Genomic DNA, 23,346 nt, shown 5'->3' with positions numbered 1-23,346 from the left:
CGCCCGATATCCAATGGTTAATAATTAAATAATATATGGTATATGTTACCAGCTTGCTTTCTTTACGCCAGGGATGAGACCGTTGCTTGCCATCTCACGGAACTGGATACGGCTGATACCGAAGGCACGCATATATCCCTTAGGTCTTCCAGTGAGAGAGCAGCGGTTGTGCTGACGGCATGGAGAAGAGTTCTTAGGGAGCTTGTCGAGAGCGGCCCAGTCACCAGCCTCCTTCAAAGCCTTCCTCTTCTCTGCATAAAGGGCAATCATTTTCGCGCGTTTAACCTCGCGAGCTTTCATTGATTCTTTTGCCATTTCTGTTCTCTTTAGTTGTTATGTTTCTTGAATGGAAGACCGAATGCCTTGAGAAGTGCGTGGCACTCTTCGTCGGTCTTGGCGGTAGTCACGAAAGTGATCTCCATACCGAGGATCTTGGTGATCTTCTCGATGTCGATCTCAGGGAAGATGATCTGCTCCTTGATACCGAGAGTGTAGTTACCCTGACCGTCCATCTTCTCTGCGATACCGTTGAAGTCACGGATACGTGGAAGGGTTATGCGGATGAGTCTCTCAAGGAACTCGTACATCTTTACAGAACGAAGGGTAACCTTCACGCCGATTGGCATGCCCTTACGGAGCTTGAAATTAGAGATATCCTTCCTTGAAGCAGTAACGACTGCCTTCTGTCCAGTGATAGTTGAGAGCTCCTGCTGTGCAACGTCGATGAGCTTCTTGTCACCGGTAGCGTCGCCGACACCCTGGTTGATGGTGATCTTAACGAGCTTAGGGCACTGCATTACGGTTGAATAACCGAACTGCTTCATAAGCTGAGGAACGATCTCCTCCTTATAGGTCTTTGCGAGAGCAGGAACGTATCCTGCAGGAACTGCCTGCTGCTCTGCTGCTGAATTCTTCTTTGCCATTACTTAATCTCCTCTCCTGATTTCTTAGCATAGCGGATCTTCTTCTCACCGTCCATCTTGTAACCAACGCGGGTTGCTGCGCCTGACTTAGGATCGAGGAGCTGGAGGTTTGAGATGTGGATGCCTGCTTCCTGTTTTACAATACCACCCTGTGGGTGCTGAGAGTTTGGTTTGGTGTGCTTGCTGACCATGTTGATACCCTCAACGATGGCGCGGTCCTTTGAAGGGATTACCTCGAGCACCTTACCGGTCTTGCCTTTGTCGTTACCTGCATTTACATACACGGTATCGCCTTTCTTAATGTGGATCTTTTTCATATTGCTCATCGATTAGAGGACCTCTGGTGCCAGTGATACAATCTTCATGAAGTTCTCACGAAGCTCCCTTGCTACAGGGCCGAAGATACGTGTTCCACGGAGCTCTCCAGCATTGTTGAGGAGTACGCAAGCGTTGTCGTCAAAACGGATGTATGAACCATCTGGACGGCGGATTTCCTTCTTGGTGCGGACTACGACAGCCTTAGAGACGGTACCCTTCTTGGCGTCACCGCCAGGGAGTGCGCTCTTGACTGCAACGACGATCTTGTCGCCTACCTTTGCATAACGGTGGCGGGTTCCTCCGAGAACGCGGATGCAGAGTACTTCCTTTGCACCGCTGTTGTCAGCCACCAGTAAACGTGATTCCTGCTGTATCATTACTACTTAACTTTTTCTACGATTTCTACTAATCTCCAGTTCTTTGACTTGCTCAAAGGACGGGTCTCCATGATGCGGACAGTGTCGCCAATGCTGCACTCGTTCTTCTCGTCGTGCGCAACGAACTTAGTGGTCTTCTTTACGAACTTGCCGTAAATAGGGTGCATCTCTTTTCTTGCTACTGCAACTACGATAGACTTCTCCATCTTATTGCTGACCACTACACCTATTCTTTCCTTGCGAAGATTTCTTTCCATCAGAATTCAATGTTTAGTTCTGTTTCTCTTTTTCAGCAAGGATGGTGATCATGCGTGCGATATCCTTTCTTGCCTTACCGATCTTTGAGGTATCCTCCAGTGGAGAAATTGTATGGTTTACCTTCATGCTGTCAAGGTTAGCCTTCTCGAGCTCGATGCGCTCGCGGAGGTCTGCGATTGACATTTCGCGTACTTCAGTTGCTTTCATTTCAGTTTCTCCGATAAATTATTCAACATAGTCCCTACGAACGACGAACTTGCAGTTTACAGGGAGCTTCTGCGCACCGAGGCGGAGTGCTTCCTTAGCGATCTCGAGAGATACGCCGTCGATCTCAATGATGATACGTCCAGGAGTGATAGGAGCTACGAATCCCTCTGGATTACCCTTACCTTTACCCATACGAACCTCAGCAGGTTTCTTGGTGTATGGCTTATCTGGGAATACCCTGATCCAAACCTTTCCCTCACGCTTCATATAACGTGAAACAGCCTGACGGGCAGCCTCGATCTGACGGCCAGTAAGCCAGCAGTTCTCCAAGGTCTTGATGCCGAATGAACCGAAGCAAAGCTGCGCACCTCTCTGTGCGATGCCTTTCATGCGGCCCTTCTGCATCCTTCTGAATTTAGTTTTCTTTGGTTGTAACATTGTTCTATTACTTTAAAAATAATTTCGTAATAAGCCTAACTAATTGAGTATCAGCTGGTTGGGCGGACTTCTCCTCAATTAAGGGACTGCAAAGATAGTGAAAAAATCTCATTCTGCAAGGCTATTAACGAAAAAAATTAAACATTTTCGACCAACAATCTTGATAGTTAAATAACGGCAAAACAGTTAGTTACGCATCTTGTTGAAAAATAATTCCCGCAATTTTGGACCAACGCAAAACGGGCCCGAAAAAGGGGCTTGGAAACGCCTCGAAAGGAGTGGCACGATGTTGGTTTTTGTACGGCAAAATGAGTACTTTTGCAGAACGATGAGAAGATTCCTCAAATATCTCGCGGCATTTTCTGCCTCAATCGTGGCTCTTGCCACCGGCACGACCGAGCTCTCAGCCCAGAACAGGCGCAAGAGCGACGGCGGGATACTCGAGTACATAGTCGAGGGCAACGACACCATCTACATCGACAGGATAAGGGCATCGAAGGTCTATCCGCGAATGGCACGCCAGAAGGGAAAGGACTGGAGGAAATACTATCGCCTCGTATACAACTTCAATAAGACATACCCGTACGCACTCGTGGCGCGCGAGCTTCTCAAGGACGTGGACAGCACCCTGATCGCAGACAACCTCAAGAGGGGCAAGAGGGAGAAGTATCTCAAGGAGAAGCAGAACGAGCTCTTCAAGACCTTCGAGACTCCGCTCAAGAACATGACCGTGAGCCAGGGACGCATCCTGATGCGTCTGATCGACAGGGAAGCCGGCAAGTCTTCGTTCTTCATCATAAAGGAGTACAGGAACGGCATAGCAGCCGGATTCTGGCAGGGTGTGGCCAAGCTTTTCGGATCCGACCTCAAACGGCACTACGACCCGCTGCACGACGAAGAGGACGCGCAGATCGAAGATCTTGTGGAGAAATGGGAGGAAGGCAGCTTCGACGACTTCTACTTCTCGCTCTTCCTGGAGCCGCCGGTGAAGGTGCTTATTCCAGATCGATACTTAAAGAAGGAGACTCCTTCAGCCAGTCTTTGAGAATCACGAAGCGCTCGCCGCCCGGCAGGACGGTATCCACGGCGCAGTGATAATGTCCGAATACGAAACAGTCGACCTTATGGTCCGCAGCATATGATCGAGCGAACTGCCATAGCGGTTCGCTCTCGTTCTTGAACACGTATTCCTCCCCATGCGCAAGCCTGTTGTGCCTTGACCAGCTGTTGCCAAGCCCGAAAGCTATCCACGGATGGAGCATGCTGAACATGATCTGGAGGAAACGGTTGTGGAATATGCCGCTGAGTATGCGATAGCCAAGGCCTGTCTTGCCGAGTCCGTCACCATGTCCCAGGCAGAAATTCTTGTCCCCGATCTTCACCAGGCACGGCTGAGTGAGACGCACCATACCCATCTCCTCGAAATAGTGGTAGGTCCACACGTCGTGATTGCCCTGGAAGAAATACACCCTGACGCCTGAAGCCATTAGGTCCTGAAGGGCCGCGAACACCTGCACATATCCCTTTGGGACCACATCGTCATATTCGTACCAGAAGTCCCAGATATCACCCAACAGGTAGAGCGAGTCCGCATCAGCGGCTATGCTGCGAAGGAAACGCACGAAACGAGCCTCACGGTCCTTAGGGTCAGCGACCTGGAGACCGAGATGAACGTCTGCGACGAAATATGCCTTCTTCGAAGACATGCTAGCAGAGACCGACTATGAGAAGAACGATGAAGCCGAGCACGAGGATGCCGACGGCTGCGCACCAGAGTGCGAACCACTTGAGCTGTGCCTTCTTCACGAGGGCGATCATCACCTTGCATGCGAAGAGCCCCGAGAGGAAAGCGGAGATGAAACCGAGCACCAGCGGAAGTGTTCCGACGGTAGAAGCCGCCATCTCACCGCCCACGATGTCGAGGAAAGCCTCTCCGAGTATAGGCACGAGCACCATGAGGAAAGAGAACTGAGCCACCACTTCCCTCTTCACTCCACAGATGAGACCGGTGGAGATGGTGGTGCCGGAGCGTGAAAGGCCCGGAATCACGGCGAATGCCTGACCGAGGCCGACCACGAAAGCCTGCCAATACGAGATGCCGTTGCGGGCATTAGTCTCTTTTACGACCGGACGCGCAGACACCTTGTCCGAGAAAAAGAGGAGGCACGCTGTCACCAGGAGTGCGAATCCGACGACCATGAGGTTGCCGAACATCTCCTCGACGGCGTCCTTGAAGAACATTCCGACGACGAAGACCGGGATCATGGAAACTGCAATCTTGAAGATATAATCGGTCTCGTCATTGTACTTGAACCTGAAGAGTCCGCAGATGAGCTTCCATATCTGCTTGCGGAACACGATGATGGTAGCGAGCACGGTCGCAGCATGCACCACGACCTCGAACATGATGTCCTCGGATGCCTGCACGCCAAGAATCTCACGTCCGATCGCGAGATGTCCGCTGCTGCTTACGGGAAGGAACTCGGTCAGTCCCTGGATCAGGCCGAGAAGAATAGACTGCCACCAATTCATTACTTGTCCTCCTTATCGTTGAAGAACCCCATTATCGCGACCACTTCGATCACGATGCCGAGGATGATGACCACCGGAGCTGCAACGAGCCTCCGGAAGTTGAACATTGCGTAGTTGAATACCTGAGGGTCCTTGCTGCCGCCGCCCATCATGAGGATGTAACCGGCGATGATGACGACAAGACCGATGAGAAGGAACTTGAGCCCCTTCGCGGTGACCGCCATATTGTTGTCCTTATTGTCCTTGATGTCCATGATTCTAATAGTAAAGTTCGGTCCTTCTCATCGAGATGAGCTTGCCGACGACGAAATACGAGCTCATGACGCAGATGATGATTCCGGTCGCGAGCACTATGCCCATTACCACGAGCAGCAGAGGGAGCCTGAATATCTCGAACATCTGAGCGAAGCTGCTGCGGATCGCGAACAGACCGCCCAGGAGCATGAGTATCGCTATCATCGCGGAGAATATGCCCTGGAGAAGGCCCTGGAGAAGGAAAGGTGCGCGGATGAAAGCAGGGGTAGCACCCACGAGCTGCATGGTGTGTATGTTGAACCTTCGCGCATATACGCTCAGGCGCATGGTGTTGCTGATGAGGACGAAGGAGATGAACAGGAGAAGCCCTATCATCACCGCCATCACGAGCGAGATTCTGCTGATGTTCTGATTGAGCGCGTCGACGAGCGAACGCTGGTACACCACCTCATCGACGAGAGGAGACTCGAGGAGCTCCAGCTTCACCATCTCCAGGCTGTCGGCGGAAACGTAGTCGGCGTTCAGTGTCACGTCGATCGAGATCGGGATAGGCGCAGCCTCGAACACGTCGAGGAAGTCGTCGCCCAGGAGTTCCTTCATCTCCCGGATTCCCTGCTCGCGCGAGACATAGTCTGCAGACTTGATGAAACGCAGGTCTCCAAGGGATTCGAGGTAGTCGAAGGACTTGGATTCGGACACGTTCTGCTTGAGCATGACCGACACCTTCATGTTCTCCTTGAAGTAGTTCGATACGCTGCGCGCATTGACCAGCAGGAGGCTGGCCACACCGACAAGGAAGAGGACCAGCGAGATGCTGATCACCGAGGACAGGTACGCATTGACCAGTCTTTTACCTATGATATTGTCCTTTTCAGCCATGAAATCGTTCTTCTACGCGACAGGTTCAAGGCTCAAAGATAGTAAAATCAAAAATAAATTCTTAACTTTGTTGCATATATGTCCTTAAAATTTTAGACTATGGGAGAGGTAAAAAGAGTGCTTTTCGTCAATTCGGAGATATTCCCTTATCTACCGGAGTCTGAGATTGCAAACATCGGACGCTATCTTCCTCAGGGTATCCAGGAGAGGAAGAAGGAGATCCGCTCGTTCATGCCACGCTACGGCTGTGTGAACGAACGCAAGAATCAGCTTCACGAAGTGATCCGTCTTTCCGGCATGAACATCATCGTAAACGATGTCGACCGCCCGCTCGTGATCAAGGTGGCCTCAATCTCGGCTGCCAGGATGCAGGTGTACTTCATCGACAACGAGGACTACTTCCACCGCAAGCAGGTGTACACCGATGCAGACGGCAATTTCTTCCAGGACAATGACGAAAGGGCCATCTTCTTTGCCCGCGGAGTGCTCGAGACCGTAAAGAAGCTCCGCTGGACTCCTGACATCATCCATTGCCAGGGCTGGATATCCCACCTCCTCCCACTCTACCTCAAGAAAGCGTACAAGGACGACCCTATCTTCACGGACAGCAAGATTGTGCTTTCACTCTATGACGAAGTCATGGACGACAAGCTTCCTGCTGACTTCAAGGACAAGCTTCTCTTCGGCAACATAGAACCATCTGACGTCAACCTCGACGAGAACGTGACTGGCACACAACTTGCTCAGTTGGCGATTCGTTACTCCGACGGCATCATTCTCGGTTCGGACAAGCTTCCCGAGAGCATCGTGAAGAGCGTGAGCGAGAGCGGACTCCCTGTTCTCCCTTACGACGCAGCGAAGGTCGCCGACGGTTCGTACATTGAAGATTACAATAGTTTTTACGACCAGTTCTAAAATGAATCTGAAACACTATCTGTTCGGTGTCCTTTGCATGGGCGCAGTGAGTTGCGTGAACGTAGACACCGACCTTGGAAATGCCTACATACCTATCGAGCAGCAATATGAGGTCAAGGTGGTCTCTTTCCCTCTGGAAGACGTCCAGATGAGGAAGCTCTCGAACATGTCAGGATACAGCTCAAGACGTATCACGGTGGGTGCGCTGCGCGACGACCTCTTCGGCCTCAGCGTAAAGAGCAGCGCATTCAGCCTCATCCCGGTGACCGACACCCTCGACTTCGGCGTCAATCCAGTATATAGGGATTTCCATCTCTCATTCCAGAGAGACACCATCTCCGTCGCAGAGGACGATCAGGCAAAGATACTCCAGAACATATATGTCTACTCCCTCAGGGATGCGGGCATCGCATTGGACGACAAGATCAAGTATACCGACGACCTCAAGAGATCGTCTTTCGCTTCATGCGAGAGGATTTCGAAGGGTGTTCCAGTATACGACGGCGGCGACTCTCTCTCCTTCAGCTTCACCAAGAAGTTCGGCGAGGATGAGTTCAAGAGGATGCTCGATCTCAGAAACAAGGACGGACTTTACGTGATCGATTCTGTGAAGCATCACAGGGATAAGTTCCCAGGCATCTTCATGACCTGTGACGAGCCTATCGGCAAGGGCGGAAGGTACAACTTCTTCGACGTGGAGATCGCACAGACCGACGGATATGTGAGCGGCAACTTCGCAGAGCTCAAGTTCACCGCAACCTACAAGGGAGAAAGGAAGGACACTTCCATCCTCTTCATGTTCGGAGCTACTGACTTCCCTAACATCGCGAAAAGCTACATGCCAGACCAGTTCGCATTCAACGCGACCGAGTCTGAGGATCTCGTCAAGGAGGGTCGCGCAAGTGACGTCATATATGTAGAAGGCGGAACCGGACTCAAGCCAGTCATCTCTGCAAAGGAGATCAGAAACCGTCTCCGCGAAGAGTTCGCCGCTCAGGGCATCAACCCTGACGACTCCAGCATCGTGATCAACAAGGCGACGATCACCATGCCATTCGAGTTCCCTGCCGACTATACCGAGATGATACGATACCCTCAGACGCTCAGCCCGGTAAGGCGCATCGTCACCACTGACGACGACGGAGAGACCATCGTGACTTATGCGAACCTCACCGACTCGGCAATCTCAGGCGAGGACCATGGTGCAATCGACCGTTCGAACCTCGTATACTCACCTGACATCAGCTTCCACACCCAGAAGCTCATCTGGCTCAGGCACAAGGACAAGACTCAGCCGACCGACGAGGATCTCGCTGACTTTGACATCTGGAACACTATCATCGTGACCGAGATTGACGTGGAGGAGAGCACTAGCAGCTCGGAGGACGACTACTACAACCAGCTCATGTACTATAACTACCTCAACAACATGTACGGCGGTTATGGCGGATACGGTGGATATGGTGGCTACGGCGGATACGGTGGATATGGCGGATATGGCTACGGTGGATATGGCGGTTACGGCGGATACGGTTATGGCGGCTATGGCTATAACAACTACTATAGCATGATGATGTACCAGAACATGTTCTCGAACCAGAGCGGCAGCACAAAGAAGGCTACCGACGAGCTCGACAGGGACCGTTACTACAGGGGCGTCCTCAACGGACCTGAGAGCAACGGCAGGGTTCCGACCATCACTGTAGTCTACGCCTACAACAAGGCACTCAAATAGAAAATATAAAAAGGGGCTGCTCGATTGAGCAGCCCCTTTTTTGGTGTATTCAAAAAGAATTAACCGATCTTCTCTTCGATGTAAGCGATAGCGTCACCGACAGTCTGGATCTTCTCACCAGCCTCATCATCTGGAATAGAGATGTTGAAAGCCTTCTCGAACTCCATGATGAGCTCTACAGTGTCAAGTGAATCTGCGCCGAGATCATTAGTGAAGCTAGCGGTCTCAGTGACCTCTGCTGCATCAACGCCGAGCTTGTCAACGATGATCTCCTTTACTTTGCTTGCTACTTCTGACATAACAAATTAGGTTTAGTTAATAATTATAATATTGTACTTGTTTTAGTTTCAAACTACGCGGCCAAACTGACCGAACATCCGCAAAGTAAGCAATAATTTACGAGAAATAAAAGACTTTTTGGCCCAAATTACTCTTAAGCCCTTTCCCCGGAGCTCAGTTTCATCCATACGCGGAGACCGTTGAGCGAATTTATGAAGGTGAAGATATAGGTGATGACGAGATTGTAGTCGGTCATCTTTCCGTCTCCACCCATAGCAGATACGGCCCACATGGTGATGGTAAGCACGTTTATGAATATCCACAGATACCACTGCTCCATGAACGCGAAGGTGAGAAGCACCTGCGCGATGACGCAGAGCACCATAAGCACGGAGTCAAGAAGCACATCCCTGCCACCCACGGCATTGAGGATGAAGATCGATGCAGTCACGATGATCGCCGAGGCTGCTGTCACGATGAGGGCCTGTTTCCTGGTGAGCCTCTTGGCCGCAACCTGATCCGAGTCGCCGGTCGTACCGAGCTTCTTCCACTGGAGCCAGCCCACCACCTGCATCGGCAGGAACACTAGTCCATACACCGCAGCATTTCCGAAATGGTGGGTCTGGATGCAGTAGTAGGTATACATCATGTTGAAGATGAAGCCGAATACGAAATTCAGCGAGCTGCCCTTCGCGGAAAGCACGACGCAGATGATGTTGAGCACCGCAGCGATGCTGGTGATCCACCAGTCATAGTCGCTCACGGCATTGCCGATTCCTATGCCGAAGACGGCGAAACATATTGTCGAGACCAAGGTTCCAATTATGAGGAGCCAGTCGAAAGTGTCGAGTACTGATTTTTTCATGGTGGCAAAGATACGAAATGTTTTATCTTTGCATAGGTATGACAGTAAGGGAAAAGATTGCTTTGTTTCCGCACTCGCCGGGCGTGTACAGGTACTACGACAGCGAGGGCACTGTGATATACGTGGGTAAGGCCAAGGACCTGCACAAGAGGGTCGCGCAGTACTTCGTGGATCAGTCGAGGCTCACCCCGAAGACCGCCATCCTCGTCTCGAAGATCGCCGACGCGCAGTTCACCGTCGTCGAGAGCGAATCTGATGCGCTGCTGCTGGAGAACAACCTCATCAAGCAGTACAAGCCCAAGTACAACATCCTTCTGAAGGATTCGAAGACCTACCCGTGGATATGCATCACCAATGACGAGTTCCCGAAGGTATTCCTCACCCGCAGGGTCGTCAAGAACGGCTCTCGCTATTTCGGTCCATACAGCTCGGTCAAGCACGCGTACCACCTGCTCGAGTTCTTCGAGGACCTCTACCCTCTTCGCAACTGCAAGCAGAAGATCACCTCCGAGTCCATACTTCGCGGCAAGACCAGACCATGCCTGAACTTCCATATCGGCAAGTGCAAGGGCTGCTGCATCGGAAAGATCTCACAGAAGGAATACAATGACAACATCGAGGAGATCGTGCGCCTGCTGAAGGGCGACGGCAAGGAGATGATCCAGCATTACCGCGCCCTGATGGAGGAAACTGCGGGCGAGCTGAACTTCGAGGCTGCCGCCGTGTACAAGGACAAGATGCAGGCACTGGAAAAGCACTACAGCAAGTCCATCATCATGAGCACGATGTCCGGCAGCATCGATGTCTTCACCATCGTCACGGACGACAACGACGCATACGGAAACTTCATGAGGCTGCGCAACGGAGCTGTCATCCAGTCCCTCAACCTCGGATTCAAGCTGCGCATCGAGGAAGAGCCGGCGGTCATACTCGCGACCTTCATCGGAGAAATCGAGTCCAAGTTCGGATCGCTCTCAAGGGAGGTGCTCGTTCCTTTCCTCCCGGACATGGAGATAGACGGTGTCGAGTTCAGGATTCCGGTTCGTGGAGACAAACTCTCGCTGCTTGAGCTTTCGGCAAGGAACGCAAAGGAGATGCGTGCAAATGCTCTTCGTCAGAGCGAGCACAGCGACCCTGATGCATTCAACCGCAAGGTGCTGGAGGAACTGCGAGATTCGATCGGGATGAGCGTGCTCCCGGAACATATCGAGTGTTTCGATAACTCGAACATACAGGGAACGAATCCGGTCGCCTCGTGCGTCGTGTTCAGAGGAGGCCAACCTAGCAAGAAAGACTATCGCCATTTCAACATCAAGACTGTCGTGGGCGCAAACGACTACGCTTCCATGAAGGAGGTCGTCAACAGGCGCTACTCGAGGATGCTGGACGAAGCTCCGGACGACCTCCCGCAGCTCATCGTGATCGATGGTGGAAAGGGACAGCTCGCGTTCGCCTATGAGGCTCTGCTGGAACTCGGCATCACAGACCGCCTGACTGTAGTGGGTCTCGCAAAGAGGCTTGAGGAGGTTATCAGGGTGAACGACCCATTCCCTCTTTTCCTCGACAGGAACTCCCAGGCTCTGAAGCTCATGCAGCGCGTTCGAGACGAAGCCCATCGCTTCGGTATCACCCACCACAGAAACCGCCGCAGCAAGGCTCAGCTCGAGTCTGCACTGCGCAACATCAAGGGCGTCGGCGAGAAGACCGAACAGAGGCTCCTTCTCCATTTCGGGTCCGTAGCAAGAATAGCCGCGGCACCTTTGGAAGATGTCGCGGCTCTGGTCGGACCGGAACTTGCGGCCCGTATTCTCAATGATCTGAAAGACTCTTAGAAGCCGAGTACCTCAGATACCTTTGCGGCAATGTTCTCACCACGGAGGCCCCTCGCTACGATGGTACCGTCAGGACCGAAGAGGATGATGTGAGGAATGCCGTCGATGCCATAGGTGTCGGTAGGGACTGAGCGGTCCTCCACTGTACATACGATCTGGTTCCAGATGATTCCGAGCTCGTCTGCAGCCGCATAGCTCTCCTGAGGCTCATCCCAGACTGCAATGCTGAGAACGTCGAACTTGTCACCTGCGAAGTTGTCGTACACATCGATGATGTTCGGAATCTCCGCCTTGCAAGGTGCGCACCAGCTTGCCCAGAAGTCTACGAGGATGTACTTGCCCTTGCCGACATAGTCAGAGAGAGAGACGGTCTCCACTTTCTCCTGGCCATTCTCGATACTGGTGACAGCCTTAACGGCAAAGTCTGTGAACATGGTGCCCTCACCGGTAGTGCCGCGCATCTCGATTGCGTTCATGAACTGAGCGACCTCATCTATCTTCTTCATCTCGTCGTCGAGAAGATCGAGATAGCTCTGTATCTCAAGGTCGTTGTCTGCAAGCATGGCAGCCTGCGAGAATGCAGTCACGCCGAGATAATTGGACTTGTTCTTCTTGATCACGCCCTGGAGATAGTCCTTGAGCTCGGAGATCTTTGCGTTCGAGAAGTCGTTGAGCTTTGACTCCTTCTCCTCGTCGGAGAGGTTCTCGTCATAGAAGATCTCATAAGCGCCTGTGTTATATTCCTCGTTGAAGGCAGTGAAAGTCTCAACGACGTCGTTATAACGGCCCTGGATAGACCTCTTGCCCTTGTTTGAAGAGATTGTTCCGTTCTCAAAGTCGACGGTGAGAGAAGTTCCGTCAGCGATGAACTGCATGCCCTCCGCTCCGCATTCGATAGAGGACATTCCGTTGAGATAGGTCGGGATGACCACGCTGAACTTGCCGTCCTGAGCGACAACGGTAGTATCAAACTGGATTGCAGGAATGGAAATGTATACATCCTCTACGCCCCAGGCAACTTGTCCTGAAAGAGTTGTGGTCTTAGAGACCTTGTTGCATGCGACTGTTACGCATGCTGCGACAGCGACAAGTGCTGCCATTCTGATGAGTTTCATTGTTTTCATAATTTGGCGGCAAATATAAGAAAAAGAGGACGACATTACTGCCGTCCTCTCTATATAAATTTGGAGAATTTTACCTCTCTCTGCGGTCACCACGGCCACCACGACGGTCATTGCGACCACCACGGCGCTCATTACGGCCACCACGGCTCTGGTTCTGAGCAGCCTGCTGAGCAGCGATGCCTGCGTTAGGTGAAAGATCCTTCTTTCCGTAAACCTCACCGTTGCAGATCCATACCTTGATACCGAGAACACCTACCTTGGTGTGAGCCGCTGCAAGTGCATAGTCGATATCTGCACGGAAAGTGTGGAGAGGAGTACGTCCTTCCTTGATCATTTCGCTGCGGGCCATCTCGGCGCCACCTACACGGCCGCTGATCTGAACCTTGATACCCTCAGCACCTACGCGCATGGTAGATGAGATAGCCATCTTGATGGCACGACGGTATGAAACACGTCCCTCGATCTGGCGAGCGATGCTGTCTGCAACGATGTGAGCGTCAACCTCAGGCTTCTTAACCTCATAGATGTTGATCTGCACATCCTTGCTGGTTACCTTCTTGAGCTCTTCCTTGAGCTTGTCAACCTCAGCGCCACCCTTACCGATGATAACACCTGGACGAGCTGCGTGGATTGTCACAGTGATGAGCTTAAGAGTTCTCTCGATGACGATCTTAGAAAGGCTAGCCTTTGCAAGACGGTTTACGAGATACTTGCGGATATCGTAATCTTCCTTGATCTTCTCCGCATAGTTACCACCACACCAGTTAGAGTCCCAACCACGGGTGATACCGATTCTGTTGCTGATAGGATTAGTTTTCTGTCCCATTATTTATTCCTCCACTGGTTTTTTGGTGTCGAGAATGATAGTGACGTGGTTAGAACGCTTGCGGATACGGCCGGCACGACCCTGAGGGCATGGACGGATTCTCTTAAGTGTTGCACCCTCGTCGACCATGATGGTCTTAACGATGACTTCGCCATTATCAAGTGCTTTAACGTTGTCCTGATTCTTAGCCTCCCAGTTAGCGATGGCGCTACGGAGGAGCTTCTCAAGACGGATAGATGCCTCCCTCTTTGAGAAGTGGAGGATATCGAGTGCTTTATTCACCTCTACGCCGCGGATCTGATCCACAACGAGGCGCATTTTGCGTGGTGAGGTAGGTACGTCATTCAGCTTTGCAATCGCTGTGACCTTCTTCTGAGCTTTCAGGCGCTCAGCCATTTCATGTTTACGCTTTCCCATAATTACGATTCTCTTCTATAATTATTTACGATTGCCTGAATGGCCTCTGAAAGTTCTTGTTGGCGCAAACTCACCGAGCTTGTGGCCTACCATGTTCTCAGTAACGTAAACAGGAATAAACTTGTTTCCATTATGAACGGCGATGGTGTGACCTACGAAGTCAGGAGAGATCATGCTTGCGCGTGACCAAGTCTTGACAACCTCTTTCTTCATGCTACCTTCATTCATAGCAAGAATTCTCTTTTCGAGGGCCTCCTGGATATAAGGACCTTTTCTTAATGAACGACTCATAATCTCTTAATTTATTCCGTTATTTTTTCCTTCTTTCAATGATGAACTTGTTGGAAGTGCTCTTAGGATTACGTGTCTTGTAGCCCTTACCTGGCAGACCCTTGCGAGAACGTGGATGTCCTCCGGATGCACGTCCTTCACCACCACCCATTGGGTGATCAACTGGGTTCATTACGACACCACGGTTGCGTGGACGACGACCGAGCCATCTCCTACGTCCTGCCTTTCCATGAGATTCCAAGTTGTGGTCTGGATTCGATACAGTACCAACAGTCGCGCGGCAATCGCAAAGAACCATACGGGTCTCACCTGAAGGGAGACGGAGGATTGCGTGGTTGCCCTCACGAGCAGCGAGCTGTGCAAACGCACCTGCAGAACGTGCCATTGCAGCACCCTGACCAGGACGGAGCTCGATGTTGTGTACGAGAGTACCGAGCGGAATTTCACCAAGAGGGAGTGTGTTACCGACCTCAGGAGCAACACCAGAACCTGAAAGGAGCTGCTGTCCTACCTTGAGACCGTTAGGAGCGATGATATATCTCTTCTCACCATCTTCATACTGTACCAATGCGATACGTGCTGAACGGTTTGGATCGTACTCGATTGTCTTCACGGTAGCAACGCAGTTGTCCTTGTCGCGGAGGAAGTCAATCACACGGTACATCTTCTTGTGACCGCCGCCGATGTAACGCATAGTCATCTTACCCTGATTGTTACGTCCACCAGAGCTCTTGAGAGGCTCGAGGAGTGACTTTTCAGGAGTCTTGCAGGTAATGTCGTCAAAAGCGGAAATTACCTTATTTCTTGTACCAGGGGTACATGGTTTGAATTTTCTAACTGCCATGACGATATTACATTAAATGTTTTCGTAGAAATCAATCTTATCTTCACCAGCAAGAGTCACATATGCCTTCTTGAAGTGATTGGTGCGACCCTTGAGCATACCTGCCTTGGTGTAGCGAGCTTTCTTCTTACCGTGATAGTTGACAGTGTTGATGTCAGCAACGGTAACATTGTAAGCCTGCTCAACGGCAGCCTTGATCTCAAGCTTGTTAGCTTCACGGTCTACATAGAAACCGTAGCGGTTCAATTTCTCGCCCTGAACCGTCAATTTTTCAGTTACGATTGGCTTAATTAAAATTCCCATCTCTCAAATTACTTGATTCTTGAAGCGAGGATCTCCTGTACACCGTCAACGAGTACCATTGAATTTGCATTCATGATAGCGTAAGTGTTGATCTCATCTACAGTGATGACCTTAACCTCAGGAAGGTTACGTGATGAAAGGTAAATGTTTGCAGAATTCTCTGGAAGCACTACGAGGGTCTTACGTCCATTAGCCTTAATGTTGTTAAGGATCTGAATGAACTCCTTGGTCTTAGGAGCCTCCATTGCAAATGGCTCTACGAGAGTAATTGCATTCTCCTGAGCCTTATATGAGAGAGCTGAGAATCTTGCGAGCTGTGTGAGCTTCTTGTTGAGCTTGGTGCGATAGCAGCGTGGCTTAGGGCCGAAGATGCTTGCACCACCTACATAGATACCTGACTTGATTGAACCATGACGAGCTCCTCCGCCACCTTTCTGGCGACCCATCTTCTTGGTGCTGTAAGCAACCTCGCTGCGGTCCTTAGACTTAGAGGTTCCCTGACGCTGGTTAGCGAGGTACTGCTTTACATCGAGGTAGATAGCGTGGTTGTTAGGCTCGATACCGAAGATGCGCTCATCGAGAACGACCTTCTTTCCGGACTCTGATCCGTCAATTTTGTAAACTGACAATTCCATACCTTAATCCTCCACAATTACATAAGAACCCTTGGCTCCTGGTACGGAACCCTTTACTACGATAAGGTTGTTCTCAGGCATTACCTTGATAACCTGAAGGTTGAAGACCTTAACCCTGGCGTTGCCCATGTGACCAGCCATACGCATTCCACGGAACACGCGTGAAGGCCATGAAGATGCACCGAGTGAACCTGGGTGGCGGAGACGGTTGTGCTGACCGTGAGTAGTTCCACCTACACCCTGGAAGTCGTGACGCTTTACAACACCCTGGAAGCCCTTACCCTTAGAAGTACCGATAACGTCTACGAACTCAGTGTTTGCGAAGATGTCGCTTACTGAGAGAACGTCACCGAGCTTAAGATCCTGTGCGAAGTTTGCCTTGAACTCGACAAGCTTGCGCTTAGGGGTGGTTCCTGCCTTTTCAAAGTGGCCCTTGAGAGCCTTGCTGGCATGCTTTTCAGTAGTTTCGTCATAGGCAAGCTGTACAGCGGCATAACCATCTTTCTCTACTGTACGAATTTGCGTGACAACACATGGACCAGCCTCAATAACGGTGCATGGAAGGTTCTTTCCATCGGCACCGAAAACGGAAGTCATTCCGATTTTCTTTCCAATTAATCCAGGCATTGGTTTGTTAATTAATTGATTATAAATAAATTACACTCCACCATTCATTTTGGCGGGCTGCAAATATACGAATAAACATTTAATTTTCAACAATTTATCGAAAATTTTTGTTGATAACTCATTTTCTATCAACGCGGTCTGCGCCGAGGGACGACAGCGGCAGGCTAGCGGCGGTTCTTCTTGCGGAAGTCGGACGCGGTGATGCCGACATGCTGGCGGAAAGAGCTGCAGAAACGGCTCATGGACTCGAAACCTGTCTCGAACGCTATCTCCTTGATAGTCTTGTCGGAGGTCGTGAGCAGGGTCTTGGCGAGATTGTGGCGGGCGTTGATGGCATAGTCGGACATGGACATGCCGGTCGACTTCTTGAACTGCTCGCGGAGCAGAGAATAGCTCATCCCGAGCTGCTCTGCGATGTCCGCAGGAGAGAGATTGTTCATAAGCGACTCGCGAAGCAGGGCCTGCGCCCTCTGGATCTTGTCGATGTTGCGGGTGGTCGAGACGGAGAAATTGATATACTTGTAGCGGACGTACCGGAGGATGGAGCTGATGAAGCCCCAGATCGCCTCTTGGCGGCCGGGGCCCTCCATCGCGCAGATGGTCAGGATACGGTTGTAGCAGTCGCAGATTGTGTCGCTGGTGCCGATGCGTACGATAGGGCTCTTGCGATCGGTGATCATGCTTACCATGGTATCGGTCTGCTGGCCGCCCTTGAAGCCGACCCACATCTCAGACCATCCGGTCTCCGGATCTGGCAGGAAGCTGTGACGCTCTCCTGGGAAGACGAAGATGACCGTACCTTCGGTGACCTCGAGCTCACCTGCGCTCTCGCTGCGGTACCATCCGTGTCCTGCGGTTATGTAGACCATCTGATAGTCATCGGACTCGATTCCCTCCGAGGGCGCTGCGAAACGGCTGTTGTATACGGATGAGCTGACGTATCGCGCGGAACGGATAGCTCCGGACGATGCGGAATATCGTCCGAAAGGGTTCGCCGCGGCTGGAGAGCGGCGATCGGTCATAGCACTTTGACGACGGTCGGTCGGAGAAATCAGAGCTGCCTGAAGGCCGCGGTCGGCAACTGCCTGATATTCTGCTGCCGCCATCAACGACGACACGGCTGGGGAATGCTGACGGCCTGCGACAGTACACACCATACCCCATTCCATATCCTTCGGACGGTACGATGGAAAGAAAATCTGATCGTCATTCATCTGCATAATTCCAATCCTTTGCTGATTTCGGACACTTGTCGCTGCATCTGATTTCGGACACTAGCCGCTGCACCGGTCGGGCTCTGTCTCTACCGTCCCAACTCGCGTCAAAAGCGACAACTGCTGGCAAATTTATAAAATCCTTCCGATGATTCCCAAAGAAAAGGCTTAATGACGGCCTGAACGGTATGCAAATAAGAAAAAGAGGCGGTGGCAATCGGGCCACCGCCTCACAACAACAAGTTTATACACACTTGTCCTGATCGGACGGGAATAGTATCAAAGTATTTACTGAAGCCGAATCAACGGACCGGCTTCTTCTGGTAGTGCTGGCCTTCAGTATAGGCTCCGTGGTAATGGAGTTCATACTCGTGACCATCATTGGTCACTACATCAACGTCAAGATCGATATGATCTTCGGTAAGTGACTGACAATCCACATATCCGGACACGAGCATTCCGTCAAGGCTGAGATAGGTGGTCTTATTTTCGCCCTCTGCGGAAGTCACTCGGAACTCCCAGACAGAATTATTATCAGCCTTCGGATTTACATCATCCTTGCCGATGACACATTTACTTCCGACCAAAAGTCCAGAAAAGTCCACGGCAATAATCTGATCGCCATTGCTGACTTTGAGTTCATAACCATAGTTCGACTCATCATGGAAAAGATGCGCTGACTGCACTTCATGGTCACGACCTTGGACGGAGAAAGAACCTCCGTCATACATTTCGCACCAGATGTACTCCGAAGCAGACGTATATGGACCTTCATAATGAACCTGGTAATTCAGATTACCTGCAAAGGTTACATCAAGGTCAATCTTTATCTCCCTTCCGCTGATATCGATTCTATATGAACCGGACTCAGGAGCCTGCGAGAAAGTCTCCTTGAGCTGGGCCTTATCCCACTCAGAGATATAGAACGACCAGTCTTCGTCCGATATCTCGTCCTCGCCTATAACGATGTCACGAGACTTCGTGAACGCAGCAAAATCCACGTCGAGAAGAGAGAATGAACGGTTGCCTTTCTTGTCATAACCACCGCAGAGCTCGACTTCACCATCACTCATCACCAGATTGTATCCGGAATTCTCAGCACTCTCATACAAGCCCACTGATTTAATGGCATGCATCTCGCCGTTTACCGCATAATAGTTTGTCGGGACGACGTCGCTTGGATCACCATTTCCGCCGGGGAAAAGGTCAATCGGAATCTCAGAGCACGCGGTAAAGAGGGTCATGACCACTGCCCAAAACACTTTTCTATATATAGTTTCCATGATATTTACTTTAAGAACACATTAGTAACTGCATCTGATCCTCTCTTCAGAGATGTCTTTGACTGATCAGCGATCAATTTGGCGGTACCGAAGTCAAACACGTTGTCCAAGGCGCCAATCGTGTTGTAGAGTGGCTTAGACTTTACCGTCACAGGCGAGTATGTCCAGGCCCAAGTTCCATCCTCAACCACCGTATATGTATACAGCTTGCCTCCCTTCTTGGAGTCCACCTTGGCTTTAGCCTCTGCATTACCGTTCTCGTCTGCGATAAGGACGAGATTGAGCTTGAAATCCGGGTCCCCAGATCGTGTAACCGTATAGAGTACGCTCTCACCCGGCTGAAGTCCAGATTTCCTGACGACGAGATTGACTGCACGAGTCTTCACGAAAGTCGGATTTACCTGATACTTCACGATTGGCTGTACTCCATAAGCAGTTGAACCGACAAGGACTCCGGAGCCATCAAGATTTGTGGTGACTTCACCACCATCGAAATTAGGGTCCGGTTCAATGGCAATCTCGATAATAAGTTTCTTTCCGTGAGTTTCAGTCTTTGTTACGGTTTCCACTCGGTTCACGATAGACTTGGTCTGAATATAACCGACCCAGTTCTTATCGAAATCAAAACCATAGACATCGATATAGGTGTTTCCATGAGCGTCCTTGGTCTTTTTGTATGAAACACCCTCTACATTCTCCAGAGGTCCCCATACGCCATTCTTCTCAATCGAAGCATCCGGCTTTACAAACGAAGATGTCTTGAAAGTCACTGACGCTCCTTCAGGCACCTGGAAATAAGGTGTTATGATATCTCGGAGAGTCACCTTTGACGTCTCGAGATAGTAATCGGCCTTTGACTCGCCAGACGACACGGTCTTACTGATCGTCACAAAGACATCATTCAACTCATCTGCAGACGTAGCCAACATCGTATACGCCTTGTCAGTCTTGTGCGTACTTCCTGATGCCGTAAGGCTTGTTGCATCTGGATATTCAGTCGAAACATACTTCATGTATGTCTCAACGTCTTCACTGGCCTCATCAAAAGTTCCTACAGTGTAGACGGTCGCCTTCTTTTTTATTTCCTTACTAACCTTTATGGCACTATTGGCCACGCTCTTGTCGAAGCCATTGCCATGGTTAGGCTCACCATCAGTGAACATCACGACGATCTTGACTGATTCCCTGGTTGTAGATATGCCATCAATGATTGACTTTGCATGATCCATTCCATAGTCCACAGAAGTCGCGCCACCAGCCTTGAAGCTATTGACCGTCGCCTTTATTGCATCGTAATCCTTAGAATTCTTGACAACAATCTGAGAATAGTTTGAACTTCCGCTCATGTCGTTACCAATGGTATTCCTCTTATCTCCGGCAAACTTTACGATTGAAATCCTGTGGTCAACCTGTATGCTACCTGCATTAGCTCTCTCTTTGATCGAGTTGATGAAGTTTGAGCATGCAACCTTGAGGGCATCAATCTTCTTCATGGTCGACTTCGCATAGATGATAGCACTACCCACAGATGTATCGAAGAAGATAAAGGTCTTATAGGTTGCAGAATAAACGCCCTTATTATTTTTCTCAATTGTCACTTTACGCAGACCCGTCCATGTACTCACGTAGCATTCCGTCTTTGACTCGTACAAACGCTTCAAAACGGCCTGGTCATTACCTTTTCCCGCAGAATCATATGTATACTCATCCATAGATCCCGACACATCAAGTACGAGCACGACATCCATCGGCTTTGTGGTTACGGTAGTAGTGGTAGTATTCTCGCCATCACCTGTCACATAGGTCTCGAGAACGAGAGACTTGACCTCGCCCTCTGAATCAAAGGTTACATCCTTCTTGACGATGATGGCTTCGCCTGGCTTCTTCTCCGCAAAAGTCGGAACGGCGGCAAGGATAGCCACAGTCAACGCAATTATTGTCTTTATGGTATTTCTCATGATCTATCCTCCTATTAATTTAAGTGTGAAGCAACTTCCTGACCCCATGCTGCGGTAACATTCGCCTTTGCAGCATCCCACTCCACTGCCTGAGTAAGCACATGAAGCTCGAGGTGAAGGTCACCCCTCGGACGGCTGGTCTTTTTCTCGATATATTGCTTTATAAGGTCTTCAGACGAAGTGTAGGCCACGATTGGATCCTTACAATAATAGTAGTCTCCATACTTGAACCACGGAGCATCATCACCTGTGATTTCGTACTTGACATCCTTATCCGACCATGGAGCGTAGACGACATGGCTACCCTCAAGGCACCAGTTGCCGATCACGTATGCACGTGCATAGATGGTCGAACGGGCAGAAGATCGAGCACCAATGTGGTTCTTTGTCGAAACGTTCGCCAGGAATTCCTCCACCACCCGGATGGCGACGTTGCCCTCGGTGGCGCTGTCGATTGTGTACTTATATATGTAGCCGGCGATCCAAGCGGTGGTACCGAGGTTTCCGGCCTTGGTGGTGATCTGGTGGGTGATGCCGTCCTTCTCGACCTCGAAGGTGATGGTCACTTCGCTGAGGGTCTGCGGCACGATGAAGAAGGTGAGGTCCTCGGCATTGCCGGTATTTGACTGCGAATAGCTGACCTTCGTCTCACCTGCGGTCCATTCGAAGGCCTTGGTGAAATCGTCCTCTTCGGTTGGGTCAACATCCACGACTTTCGCAACTCCATCCTTCGCGATGCCATTGATGGTCACGCGACGCACGTCCGGAGTCACATTGAAACGCACTGCAGCGAGCGCATGGTAAAAGTGGAGTGGAACGAGGCCGGCCTTGGTTGCGTAGGTCGCATGATCATGGACAAAATCGGCGGTGTATGCAACGAGGACATCCTGCATCGCCTCAGCATCACCGGTCTTTCCCTGCGCATCAGCAGGAGACGGAGTAGGTCCGGTGTAACCCAGCTGCGAAGGCCTGCCGTAGGTAAAGGTCTGCTGACCGCCCAGGAAGGCGTAGAAGTCGTAAGGAGTGCCGGCATCCGCATTCGAAGGCCACTCGACCTTCGCACCGCCACTGTACATGGACCAATAATCACCGGTACCCGATGGCTCTGCCGTACCTTCCTTATAGAGCTTTCCCTCATTGGTGACCATCGCCATCTTGAAGCCGATGCCGGCCTCGGAGATGATGGCACCCTTGGTCGCAACTCCGCCCTTGAATGGGTTGGATGTATTGACCGAGCGCGAAAGGGTCACGAAAAGGTCGAGCCCAGCCTCATTGATCTCCACGGTGCGGAGATGCTGGCTCGCGGCTGCGGCCTTGGTCTCGATTCCATTCTCGGTAGCCACCACGCCAGAGACGTAGCGCGCTTCGAGGCCGGGAATCTCGTCAACCCGGCATGAGCACAATATGTTTGCCATTGTCAGGAGCACAGCCCCCGCAATCATCATTGTCTTTCTATTTCTCATAAGTCATTCTTGGCTATTCGTCAAACGTAAGACCGAAGTCTTTGTCCTTCTTTGTCTTTTCGTCGAAGAAGAATCCATGGTACTCTTCGACCACCACCTCTTCGTCGACTTCCACCGAGCCCTTGAGGAAAGAATCCTCGGTCTCGAACTGATAACGCTCGGTTGTTAATCTAGTGTACTGTCTTTTCATGATGCATGCTGTTTGGGAATACGAGACGACCGGCCCTGACGTCTGAGGACGCGGGCATCCGGTTCATTGGACATACGGTATAACTTCTTCATCGTCGTGTGTGATTGATTCGGATGCAAAGGTGTCCCTTGCAAAGGAGAATATTCACAAACGGCTTTCCCGATACACCAATGCGCGTTCCCGATACAGCAAATCAGACTCTCGAAATGACAAAAAAGCCCCGGAACCGGGGTTCCGAGGCAATGCTATTTATTTATGGCTATACGGCCAGCACGAAGAACGTGTAGAATTATCCATTTGCGGAACTTGCCAACGGATAAAGACAGAAATCGCCCTCCTGACGATGCAGAAGGGCGAT

At 50.9% G+C, this 23,346-nt stretch carries 30 protein-coding genes; 4 read left to right on the top strand and 26 right to left on the bottom strand.

Features of this window, described 5'->3' with window-relative positions; all coding sequences use genetic code 11:
* Positions 1 to 45: 45 nt before the first annotated feature.
* Genes rpsN through rplP form a run of 7 tightly spaced genes read right to left on the bottom strand, consistent with a single transcriptional unit; the run spans position 46 to position 2,521 of the window.
* A complete protein-coding gene (gene rpsN, locus AC06ND_RS00255) occupies positions 46 to 315 on the bottom strand; it encodes a 30S ribosomal protein S14 (RefSeq protein ID WP_475676988.1) in 270 nt (89 codons plus the stop codon).
* A gap of 11 nt (positions 316 to 326) precedes the next feature.
* A complete protein-coding gene (gene rplE / locus AC06ND_RS00250) occupies positions 327 to 923 on the bottom strand; it encodes a 50S ribosomal protein L5 (RefSeq protein ID WP_475676987.1) in 597 nt (198 codons plus the stop codon).
* On the bottom strand, positions 923 to 1,240 hold the full coding sequence (rplX, locus tag AC06ND_RS00245; RefSeq protein WP_475676986.1) for a 50S ribosomal protein L24: 318 nt from the start codon (positions 1,238 to 1,240) through the stop codon (positions 923 to 925). Before rplX ends, rplE begins: the two co-directional genes overlap by 1 nt.
* Before the next feature lie 12 nt (positions 1,241 to 1,252).
* Positions 1,253 to 1,618 carry a 50S ribosomal protein L14 gene (rplN, locus tag AC06ND_RS00240; RefSeq protein WP_475676985.1) on the bottom strand — a complete coding sequence of 122 codons (366 nt, stop codon included), beginning with the start codon at positions 1,616 to 1,618 and terminating at the stop codon, positions 1,253 to 1,255.
* Between the two features lie 2 nt (positions 1,619 to 1,620).
* Positions 1,621 to 1,875: a 30S ribosomal protein S17 gene (gene rpsQ / locus AC06ND_RS00235; RefSeq protein WP_475676984.1), complete on the bottom strand. Its 255-nt coding sequence runs from the start codon at positions 1,873 to 1,875 to the stop codon at positions 1,621 to 1,623.
* 13 nt (positions 1,876 to 1,888) lie between these two features.
* On the bottom strand, positions 1,889 to 2,083 hold the full coding sequence (gene rpmC, locus AC06ND_RS00230; RefSeq protein WP_475676983.1) for a 50S ribosomal protein L29: 195 nt from the start codon (positions 2,081 to 2,083) through the stop codon (positions 1,889 to 1,891).
* 18 nt (positions 2,084 to 2,101) lie between these two features.
* Complete coding sequence (gene rplP, locus AC06ND_RS00225; RefSeq protein WP_475676982.1) at positions 2,102 to 2,521, bottom strand: 50S ribosomal protein L16; 420 nt, start codon at positions 2,519 to 2,521, stop codon at positions 2,102 to 2,104.
* 328 nt (positions 2,522 to 2,849) lie between these two features.
* On the opposite strand from rplP, the gene AC06ND_RS00220 reads away from it, so the two are divergent.
* Positions 2,850 to 3,566 carry a DUF4294 domain-containing protein gene (locus AC06ND_RS00220; RefSeq protein WP_475676981.1) on the top strand — a complete coding sequence of 239 codons (717 nt, stop codon included), beginning with the start codon at positions 2,850 to 2,852 and terminating at the stop codon, positions 3,564 to 3,566.
* Here AC06ND_RS00220 and AC06ND_RS00215 read toward each other — a convergent pair.
* From AC06ND_RS00215 to AC06ND_RS00200, 4 genes are read right to left on the bottom strand one after another with little or no spacing between them, the layout of a single operon-like run.
* On the bottom strand, positions 3,517 to 4,227 hold the full coding sequence (locus AC06ND_RS00215) for a UDP-2,3-diacylglucosamine diphosphatase (RefSeq protein WP_475676980.1): 711 nt from the start codon (positions 4,225 to 4,227) through the stop codon (positions 3,517 to 3,519). The two genes, AC06ND_RS00220 and AC06ND_RS00215, sit on opposite strands and share 50 nt — an antisense overlap.
* 1 nt (position 4,228) lies before the next feature.
* Positions 4,229 to 5,053: an undecaprenyl-diphosphate phosphatase gene (locus AC06ND_RS00210; RefSeq protein WP_475676979.1), complete on the bottom strand. Its 825-nt coding sequence runs from the start codon at positions 5,051 to 5,053 to the stop codon at positions 4,229 to 4,231.
* Positions 5,053 to 5,307, bottom strand: a complete 255-nt coding sequence (locus tag AC06ND_RS00205; protein ID WP_475676978.1) for a DUF3098 domain-containing protein — start codon at positions 5,305 to 5,307, stop codon at positions 5,053 to 5,055. The genes AC06ND_RS00210 and AC06ND_RS00205 overlap by 1 nt, the downstream gene beginning before the upstream one ends.
* A 4-nt stretch (positions 5,308 to 5,311) precedes the next feature.
* Positions 5,312 to 6,187, bottom strand: a complete 876-nt coding sequence (locus tag AC06ND_RS00200) for a cell division protein FtsX (RefSeq protein ID WP_475676977.1) — start codon at positions 6,185 to 6,187, stop codon at positions 5,312 to 5,314.
* Between the two features lie 99 nt (positions 6,188 to 6,286).
* On the opposite strand from AC06ND_RS00200, the gene AC06ND_RS00195 reads away from it, so the two are divergent.
* Together AC06ND_RS00195 and AC06ND_RS00190 are read left to right on the top strand one after the other, a co-directional pair.
* The gene (locus AC06ND_RS00195; RefSeq protein ID WP_475676976.1) at positions 6,287 to 7,102 is read left to right on the top strand and encodes a glycogen/starch synthase; all 816 of its coding nucleotides are present in this window, start codon (positions 6,287 to 6,289) and stop codon (positions 7,100 to 7,102) included.
* Between the two features lies 1 nt (position 7,103).
* Positions 7,104 to 8,837, top strand: coding sequence for a hypothetical protein (locus AC06ND_RS00190; RefSeq protein ID WP_475676975.1), 1,734 nt, complete (start codon positions 7,104 to 7,106; stop codon positions 8,835 to 8,837).
* Between the two features lie 59 nt (positions 8,838 to 8,896).
* Here AC06ND_RS00190 and AC06ND_RS00185 read toward each other — a convergent pair whose 3' ends face one another.
* Positions 8,897 to 9,136 (bottom strand): acyl carrier protein, encoded by a 240-nt coding sequence (locus AC06ND_RS00185; RefSeq protein ID WP_475676974.1) that lies wholly within the window; start codon positions 9,134 to 9,136, stop codon positions 8,897 to 8,899.
* Between the two features lie 134 nt (positions 9,137 to 9,270).
* Positions 9,271 to 9,981, bottom strand: a complete 711-nt coding sequence (gene pnuC / locus AC06ND_RS00180) for a nicotinamide riboside transporter PnuC (RefSeq protein ID WP_475676973.1) — start codon at positions 9,979 to 9,981, stop codon at positions 9,271 to 9,273.
* Between the two features lie 38 nt (positions 9,982 to 10,019).
* On the opposite strand from pnuC, the gene uvrC reads away from it, so the two are divergent.
* A complete protein-coding gene (gene uvrC, locus AC06ND_RS00175; protein ID WP_475676972.1) occupies positions 10,020 to 11,813 on the top strand; it encodes an excinuclease ABC subunit UvrC in 1,794 nt (597 codons plus the stop codon).
* On the opposite strand, the gene AC06ND_RS00170 is transcribed toward uvrC, so the two are convergent.
* From AC06ND_RS00170 to AC06ND_RS00110, 13 genes are all read right to left on the bottom strand, one after another.
* Positions 11,810 to 12,928: a TlpA family protein disulfide reductase gene (locus AC06ND_RS00170; protein WP_475676971.1), complete on the bottom strand. Its 1,119-nt coding sequence runs from the start codon at positions 12,926 to 12,928 to the stop codon at positions 11,810 to 11,812. The two genes, uvrC and AC06ND_RS00170, sit on opposite strands and share 4 nt — an antisense overlap.
* A 79-nt stretch (positions 12,929 to 13,007) precedes the next feature.
* Complete coding sequence (rpsC, locus tag AC06ND_RS00165) at positions 13,008 to 13,763, bottom strand: 30S ribosomal protein S3 (protein ID WP_475676970.1); 756 nt, start codon at positions 13,761 to 13,763, stop codon at positions 13,008 to 13,010.
* Between the two features lie 3 nt (positions 13,764 to 13,766).
* Positions 13,767 to 14,180, bottom strand: a complete 414-nt coding sequence (gene rplV / locus AC06ND_RS00160) for a 50S ribosomal protein L22 (protein ID WP_475676969.1) — start codon at positions 14,178 to 14,180, stop codon at positions 13,767 to 13,769.
* A gap of 21 nt (positions 14,181 to 14,201) precedes the next feature.
* Positions 14,202 to 14,471, bottom strand: coding sequence for a 30S ribosomal protein S19 (gene rpsS / locus AC06ND_RS00155; RefSeq protein ID WP_177476171.1), 270 nt, complete (start codon positions 14,469 to 14,471; stop codon positions 14,202 to 14,204).
* A 19-nt stretch (positions 14,472 to 14,490) separates the two neighbouring features.
* Positions 14,491 to 15,315, bottom strand: a complete 825-nt coding sequence (gene rplB, locus AC06ND_RS00150) for a 50S ribosomal protein L2 (RefSeq protein WP_475676968.1) — start codon at positions 15,313 to 15,315, stop codon at positions 14,491 to 14,493.
* A gap of 12 nt (positions 15,316 to 15,327) precedes the next feature.
* Positions 15,328 to 15,618, bottom strand: a complete 291-nt coding sequence (rplW, locus tag AC06ND_RS00145; RefSeq protein ID WP_475676967.1) for a 50S ribosomal protein L23 — start codon at positions 15,616 to 15,618, stop codon at positions 15,328 to 15,330.
* Between the two features lie 8 nt (positions 15,619 to 15,626).
* Positions 15,627 to 16,253 carry a 50S ribosomal protein L4 gene (rplD, locus tag AC06ND_RS00140; RefSeq protein WP_475676966.1) on the bottom strand — a complete coding sequence of 209 codons (627 nt, stop codon included), beginning with the start codon at positions 16,251 to 16,253 and terminating at the stop codon, positions 15,627 to 15,629.
* 3 nt (positions 16,254 to 16,256) lie between these two features.
* The gene (gene rplC / locus AC06ND_RS00135; protein ID WP_475676965.1) at positions 16,257 to 16,880 is read right to left on the bottom strand and encodes a 50S ribosomal protein L3; all 624 of its coding nucleotides are present in this window, start codon (positions 16,878 to 16,880) and stop codon (positions 16,257 to 16,259) included.
* Positions 16,881 to 17,044: 164 nt separating this feature from the next.
* Positions 17,045 to 18,100 (bottom strand): AraC family transcriptional regulator, encoded by a 1,056-nt coding sequence (locus tag AC06ND_RS00130; protein WP_475676964.1) that lies wholly within the window; start codon positions 18,098 to 18,100, stop codon positions 17,045 to 17,047.
* 296 nt (positions 18,101 to 18,396) lie between these two features.
* Entirely contained in the window at positions 18,397 to 19,377 is a 981-nt protein-coding gene (locus AC06ND_RS00125) for a hypothetical protein (RefSeq protein ID WP_475676963.1), read from the bottom strand.
* Between the two features lie 5 nt (positions 19,378 to 19,382).
* Positions 19,383 to 21,335, bottom strand: a complete 1,953-nt coding sequence (locus AC06ND_RS00120) for a VWA domain-containing protein (protein WP_475676962.1) — start codon at positions 21,333 to 21,335, stop codon at positions 19,383 to 19,385.
* A 14-nt stretch (positions 21,336 to 21,349) separates the two neighbouring features.
* Entirely contained in the window at positions 21,350 to 22,750 is a 1,401-nt protein-coding gene (locus AC06ND_RS00115; RefSeq protein ID WP_475676961.1) for a fimbrillin family protein, read from the bottom strand.
* A gap of 61 nt (positions 22,751 to 22,811) precedes the next feature.
* Positions 22,812 to 22,988 carry a hypothetical protein gene (locus tag AC06ND_RS00110; protein WP_475676960.1) on the bottom strand — a complete coding sequence of 59 codons (177 nt, stop codon included), beginning with the start codon at positions 22,986 to 22,988 and terminating at the stop codon, positions 22,812 to 22,814.
* Between the last annotated feature and the right edge of the window lie 358 nt (positions 22,989 to 23,346).

Source organism: Candidatus Cryptobacteroides sp., assembly GCF_056207615.1.
The sequence above is the reverse complement of the archived record's forward strand: the minus strand, read 5'-3'. Positions and strand labels throughout refer to the sequence as shown.

What these genes read in the sequence shown, in the direction of transcription:
- rpsN (WP_475676988.1), bottom strand. Translation starts at nt 315, where the DNA reads ATGGCAAAAGAATCAATGAAAGCTCGCGAGGTTAAACGCGCGAAAATG.
- rplE (WP_475676987.1), bottom strand. Translation starts at nt 923, where the DNA reads ATGGCAAAGAAGAATTCAGCAGCAGAGCAGCAGGCAGTTCCTGCAGGA.
- rplX (WP_475676986.1), bottom strand. Translation starts at nt 1,240, where the DNA reads ATGAAAAAGATCCACATTAAGAAAGGCGATACCGTGTATGTAAATGCA.
- rplN (WP_475676985.1), bottom strand. Translation starts at nt 1,618, where the DNA reads ATGATACAGCAGGAATCACGTTTACTGGTGGCTGACAACAGCGGTGCA.
- rpsQ (WP_475676984.1), bottom strand. Translation starts at nt 1,875, where the DNA reads ATGGAAAGAAATCTTCGCAAGGAAAGAATAGGTGTAGTGGTCAGCAAT.
- rpmC (WP_475676983.1), bottom strand. Translation starts at nt 2,083, where the DNA reads ATGAAAGCAACTGAAGTACGCGAAATGTCAATCGCAGACCTCCGCGAG.
- rplP (WP_475676982.1), bottom strand. Translation starts at nt 2,521, where the DNA reads ATGTTACAACCAAAGAAAACTAAATTCAGAAGGATGCAGAAGGGCCGC.
- AC06ND_RS00220 (WP_475676981.1), top strand. Translation starts at nt 2,850, where the DNA reads ATGAGAAGATTCCTCAAATATCTCGCGGCATTTTCTGCCTCAATCGTG.
- AC06ND_RS00215 (WP_475676980.1), bottom strand. Translation starts at nt 4,227, where the DNA reads ATGTCTTCGAAGAAGGCATATTTCGTCGCAGACGTTCATCTCGGTCTC.
- AC06ND_RS00210 (WP_475676979.1), bottom strand. Translation starts at nt 5,053, where the DNA reads ATGAATTGGTGGCAGTCTATTCTTCTCGGCCTGATCCAGGGACTGACC.
- AC06ND_RS00205 (WP_475676978.1), bottom strand. Translation starts at nt 5,307, where the DNA reads ATGGACATCAAGGACAATAAGGACAACAATATGGCGGTCACCGCGAAG.
- AC06ND_RS00200 (WP_475676977.1), bottom strand. Translation starts at nt 6,187, where the DNA reads ATGGCTGAAAAGGACAATATCATAGGTAAAAGACTGGTCAATGCGTAC.
- AC06ND_RS00195 (WP_475676976.1), top strand. Translation starts at nt 6,287, where the DNA reads ATGGGAGAGGTAAAAAGAGTGCTTTTCGTCAATTCGGAGATATTCCCT.
- AC06ND_RS00190 (WP_475676975.1), top strand. Translation starts at nt 7,104, where the DNA reads ATGAATCTGAAACACTATCTGTTCGGTGTCCTTTGCATGGGCGCAGTG.
- AC06ND_RS00185 (WP_475676974.1), bottom strand. Translation starts at nt 9,136, where the DNA reads ATGTCAGAAGTAGCAAGCAAAGTAAAGGAGATCATCGTTGACAAGCTC.
- pnuC (WP_475676973.1), bottom strand. Translation starts at nt 9,981, where the DNA reads ATGAAAAAATCAGTACTCGACACTTTCGACTGGCTCCTCATAATTGGA.
- uvrC (WP_475676972.1), top strand. Translation starts at nt 10,020, where the DNA reads ATGACAGTAAGGGAAAAGATTGCTTTGTTTCCGCACTCGCCGGGCGTG.
- AC06ND_RS00170 (WP_475676971.1), bottom strand. Translation starts at nt 12,928, where the DNA reads ATGAAACTCATCAGAATGGCAGCACTTGTCGCTGTCGCAGCATGCGTA.
- rpsC (WP_475676970.1), bottom strand. Translation starts at nt 13,763, where the DNA reads ATGGGACAGAAAACTAATCCTATCAGCAACAGAATCGGTATCACCCGT.
- rplV (WP_475676969.1), bottom strand. Translation starts at nt 14,180, where the DNA reads ATGGGAAAGCGTAAACATGAAATGGCTGAGCGCCTGAAAGCTCAGAAG.
- rpsS (WP_177476171.1), bottom strand. Translation starts at nt 14,471, where the DNA reads ATGAGTCGTTCATTAAGAAAAGGTCCTTATATCCAGGAGGCCCTCGAA.
- rplB (WP_475676968.1), bottom strand. Translation starts at nt 15,315, where the DNA reads ATGGCAGTTAGAAAATTCAAACCATGTACCCCTGGTACAAGAAATAAG.
- rplW (WP_475676967.1), bottom strand. Translation starts at nt 15,618, where the DNA reads ATGGGAATTTTAATTAAGCCAATCGTAACTGAAAAATTGACGGTTCAG.
- rplD (WP_475676966.1), bottom strand. Translation starts at nt 16,253, where the DNA reads ATGGAATTGTCAGTTTACAAAATTGACGGATCAGAGTCCGGAAAGAAG.
- rplC (WP_475676965.1), bottom strand. Translation starts at nt 16,880, where the DNA reads ATGCCTGGATTAATTGGAAAGAAAATCGGAATGACTTCCGTTTTCGGT.
- AC06ND_RS00130 (WP_475676964.1), bottom strand. Translation starts at nt 18,100, where the DNA reads ATGCAGATGAATGACGATCAGATTTTCTTTCCATCGTACCGTCCGAAG.
- AC06ND_RS00125 (WP_475676963.1), bottom strand. Translation starts at nt 19,377, where the DNA reads ATGGAAACTATATATAGAAAAGTGTTTTGGGCAGTGGTCATGACCCTC.
- AC06ND_RS00120 (WP_475676962.1), bottom strand. Translation starts at nt 21,335, where the DNA reads ATGAGAAATACCATAAAGACAATAATTGCGTTGACTGTGGCTATCCTT.
- AC06ND_RS00115 (WP_475676961.1), bottom strand. Translation starts at nt 22,750, where the DNA reads ATGGCAAACATATTGTGCTCATGCCGGGTTGACGAGATTCCCGGCCTC.
- AC06ND_RS00110 (WP_475676960.1), bottom strand. Translation starts at nt 22,988, where the DNA reads ATGAAAAGACAGTACACTAGATTAACAACCGAGCGTTATCAGTTCGAG.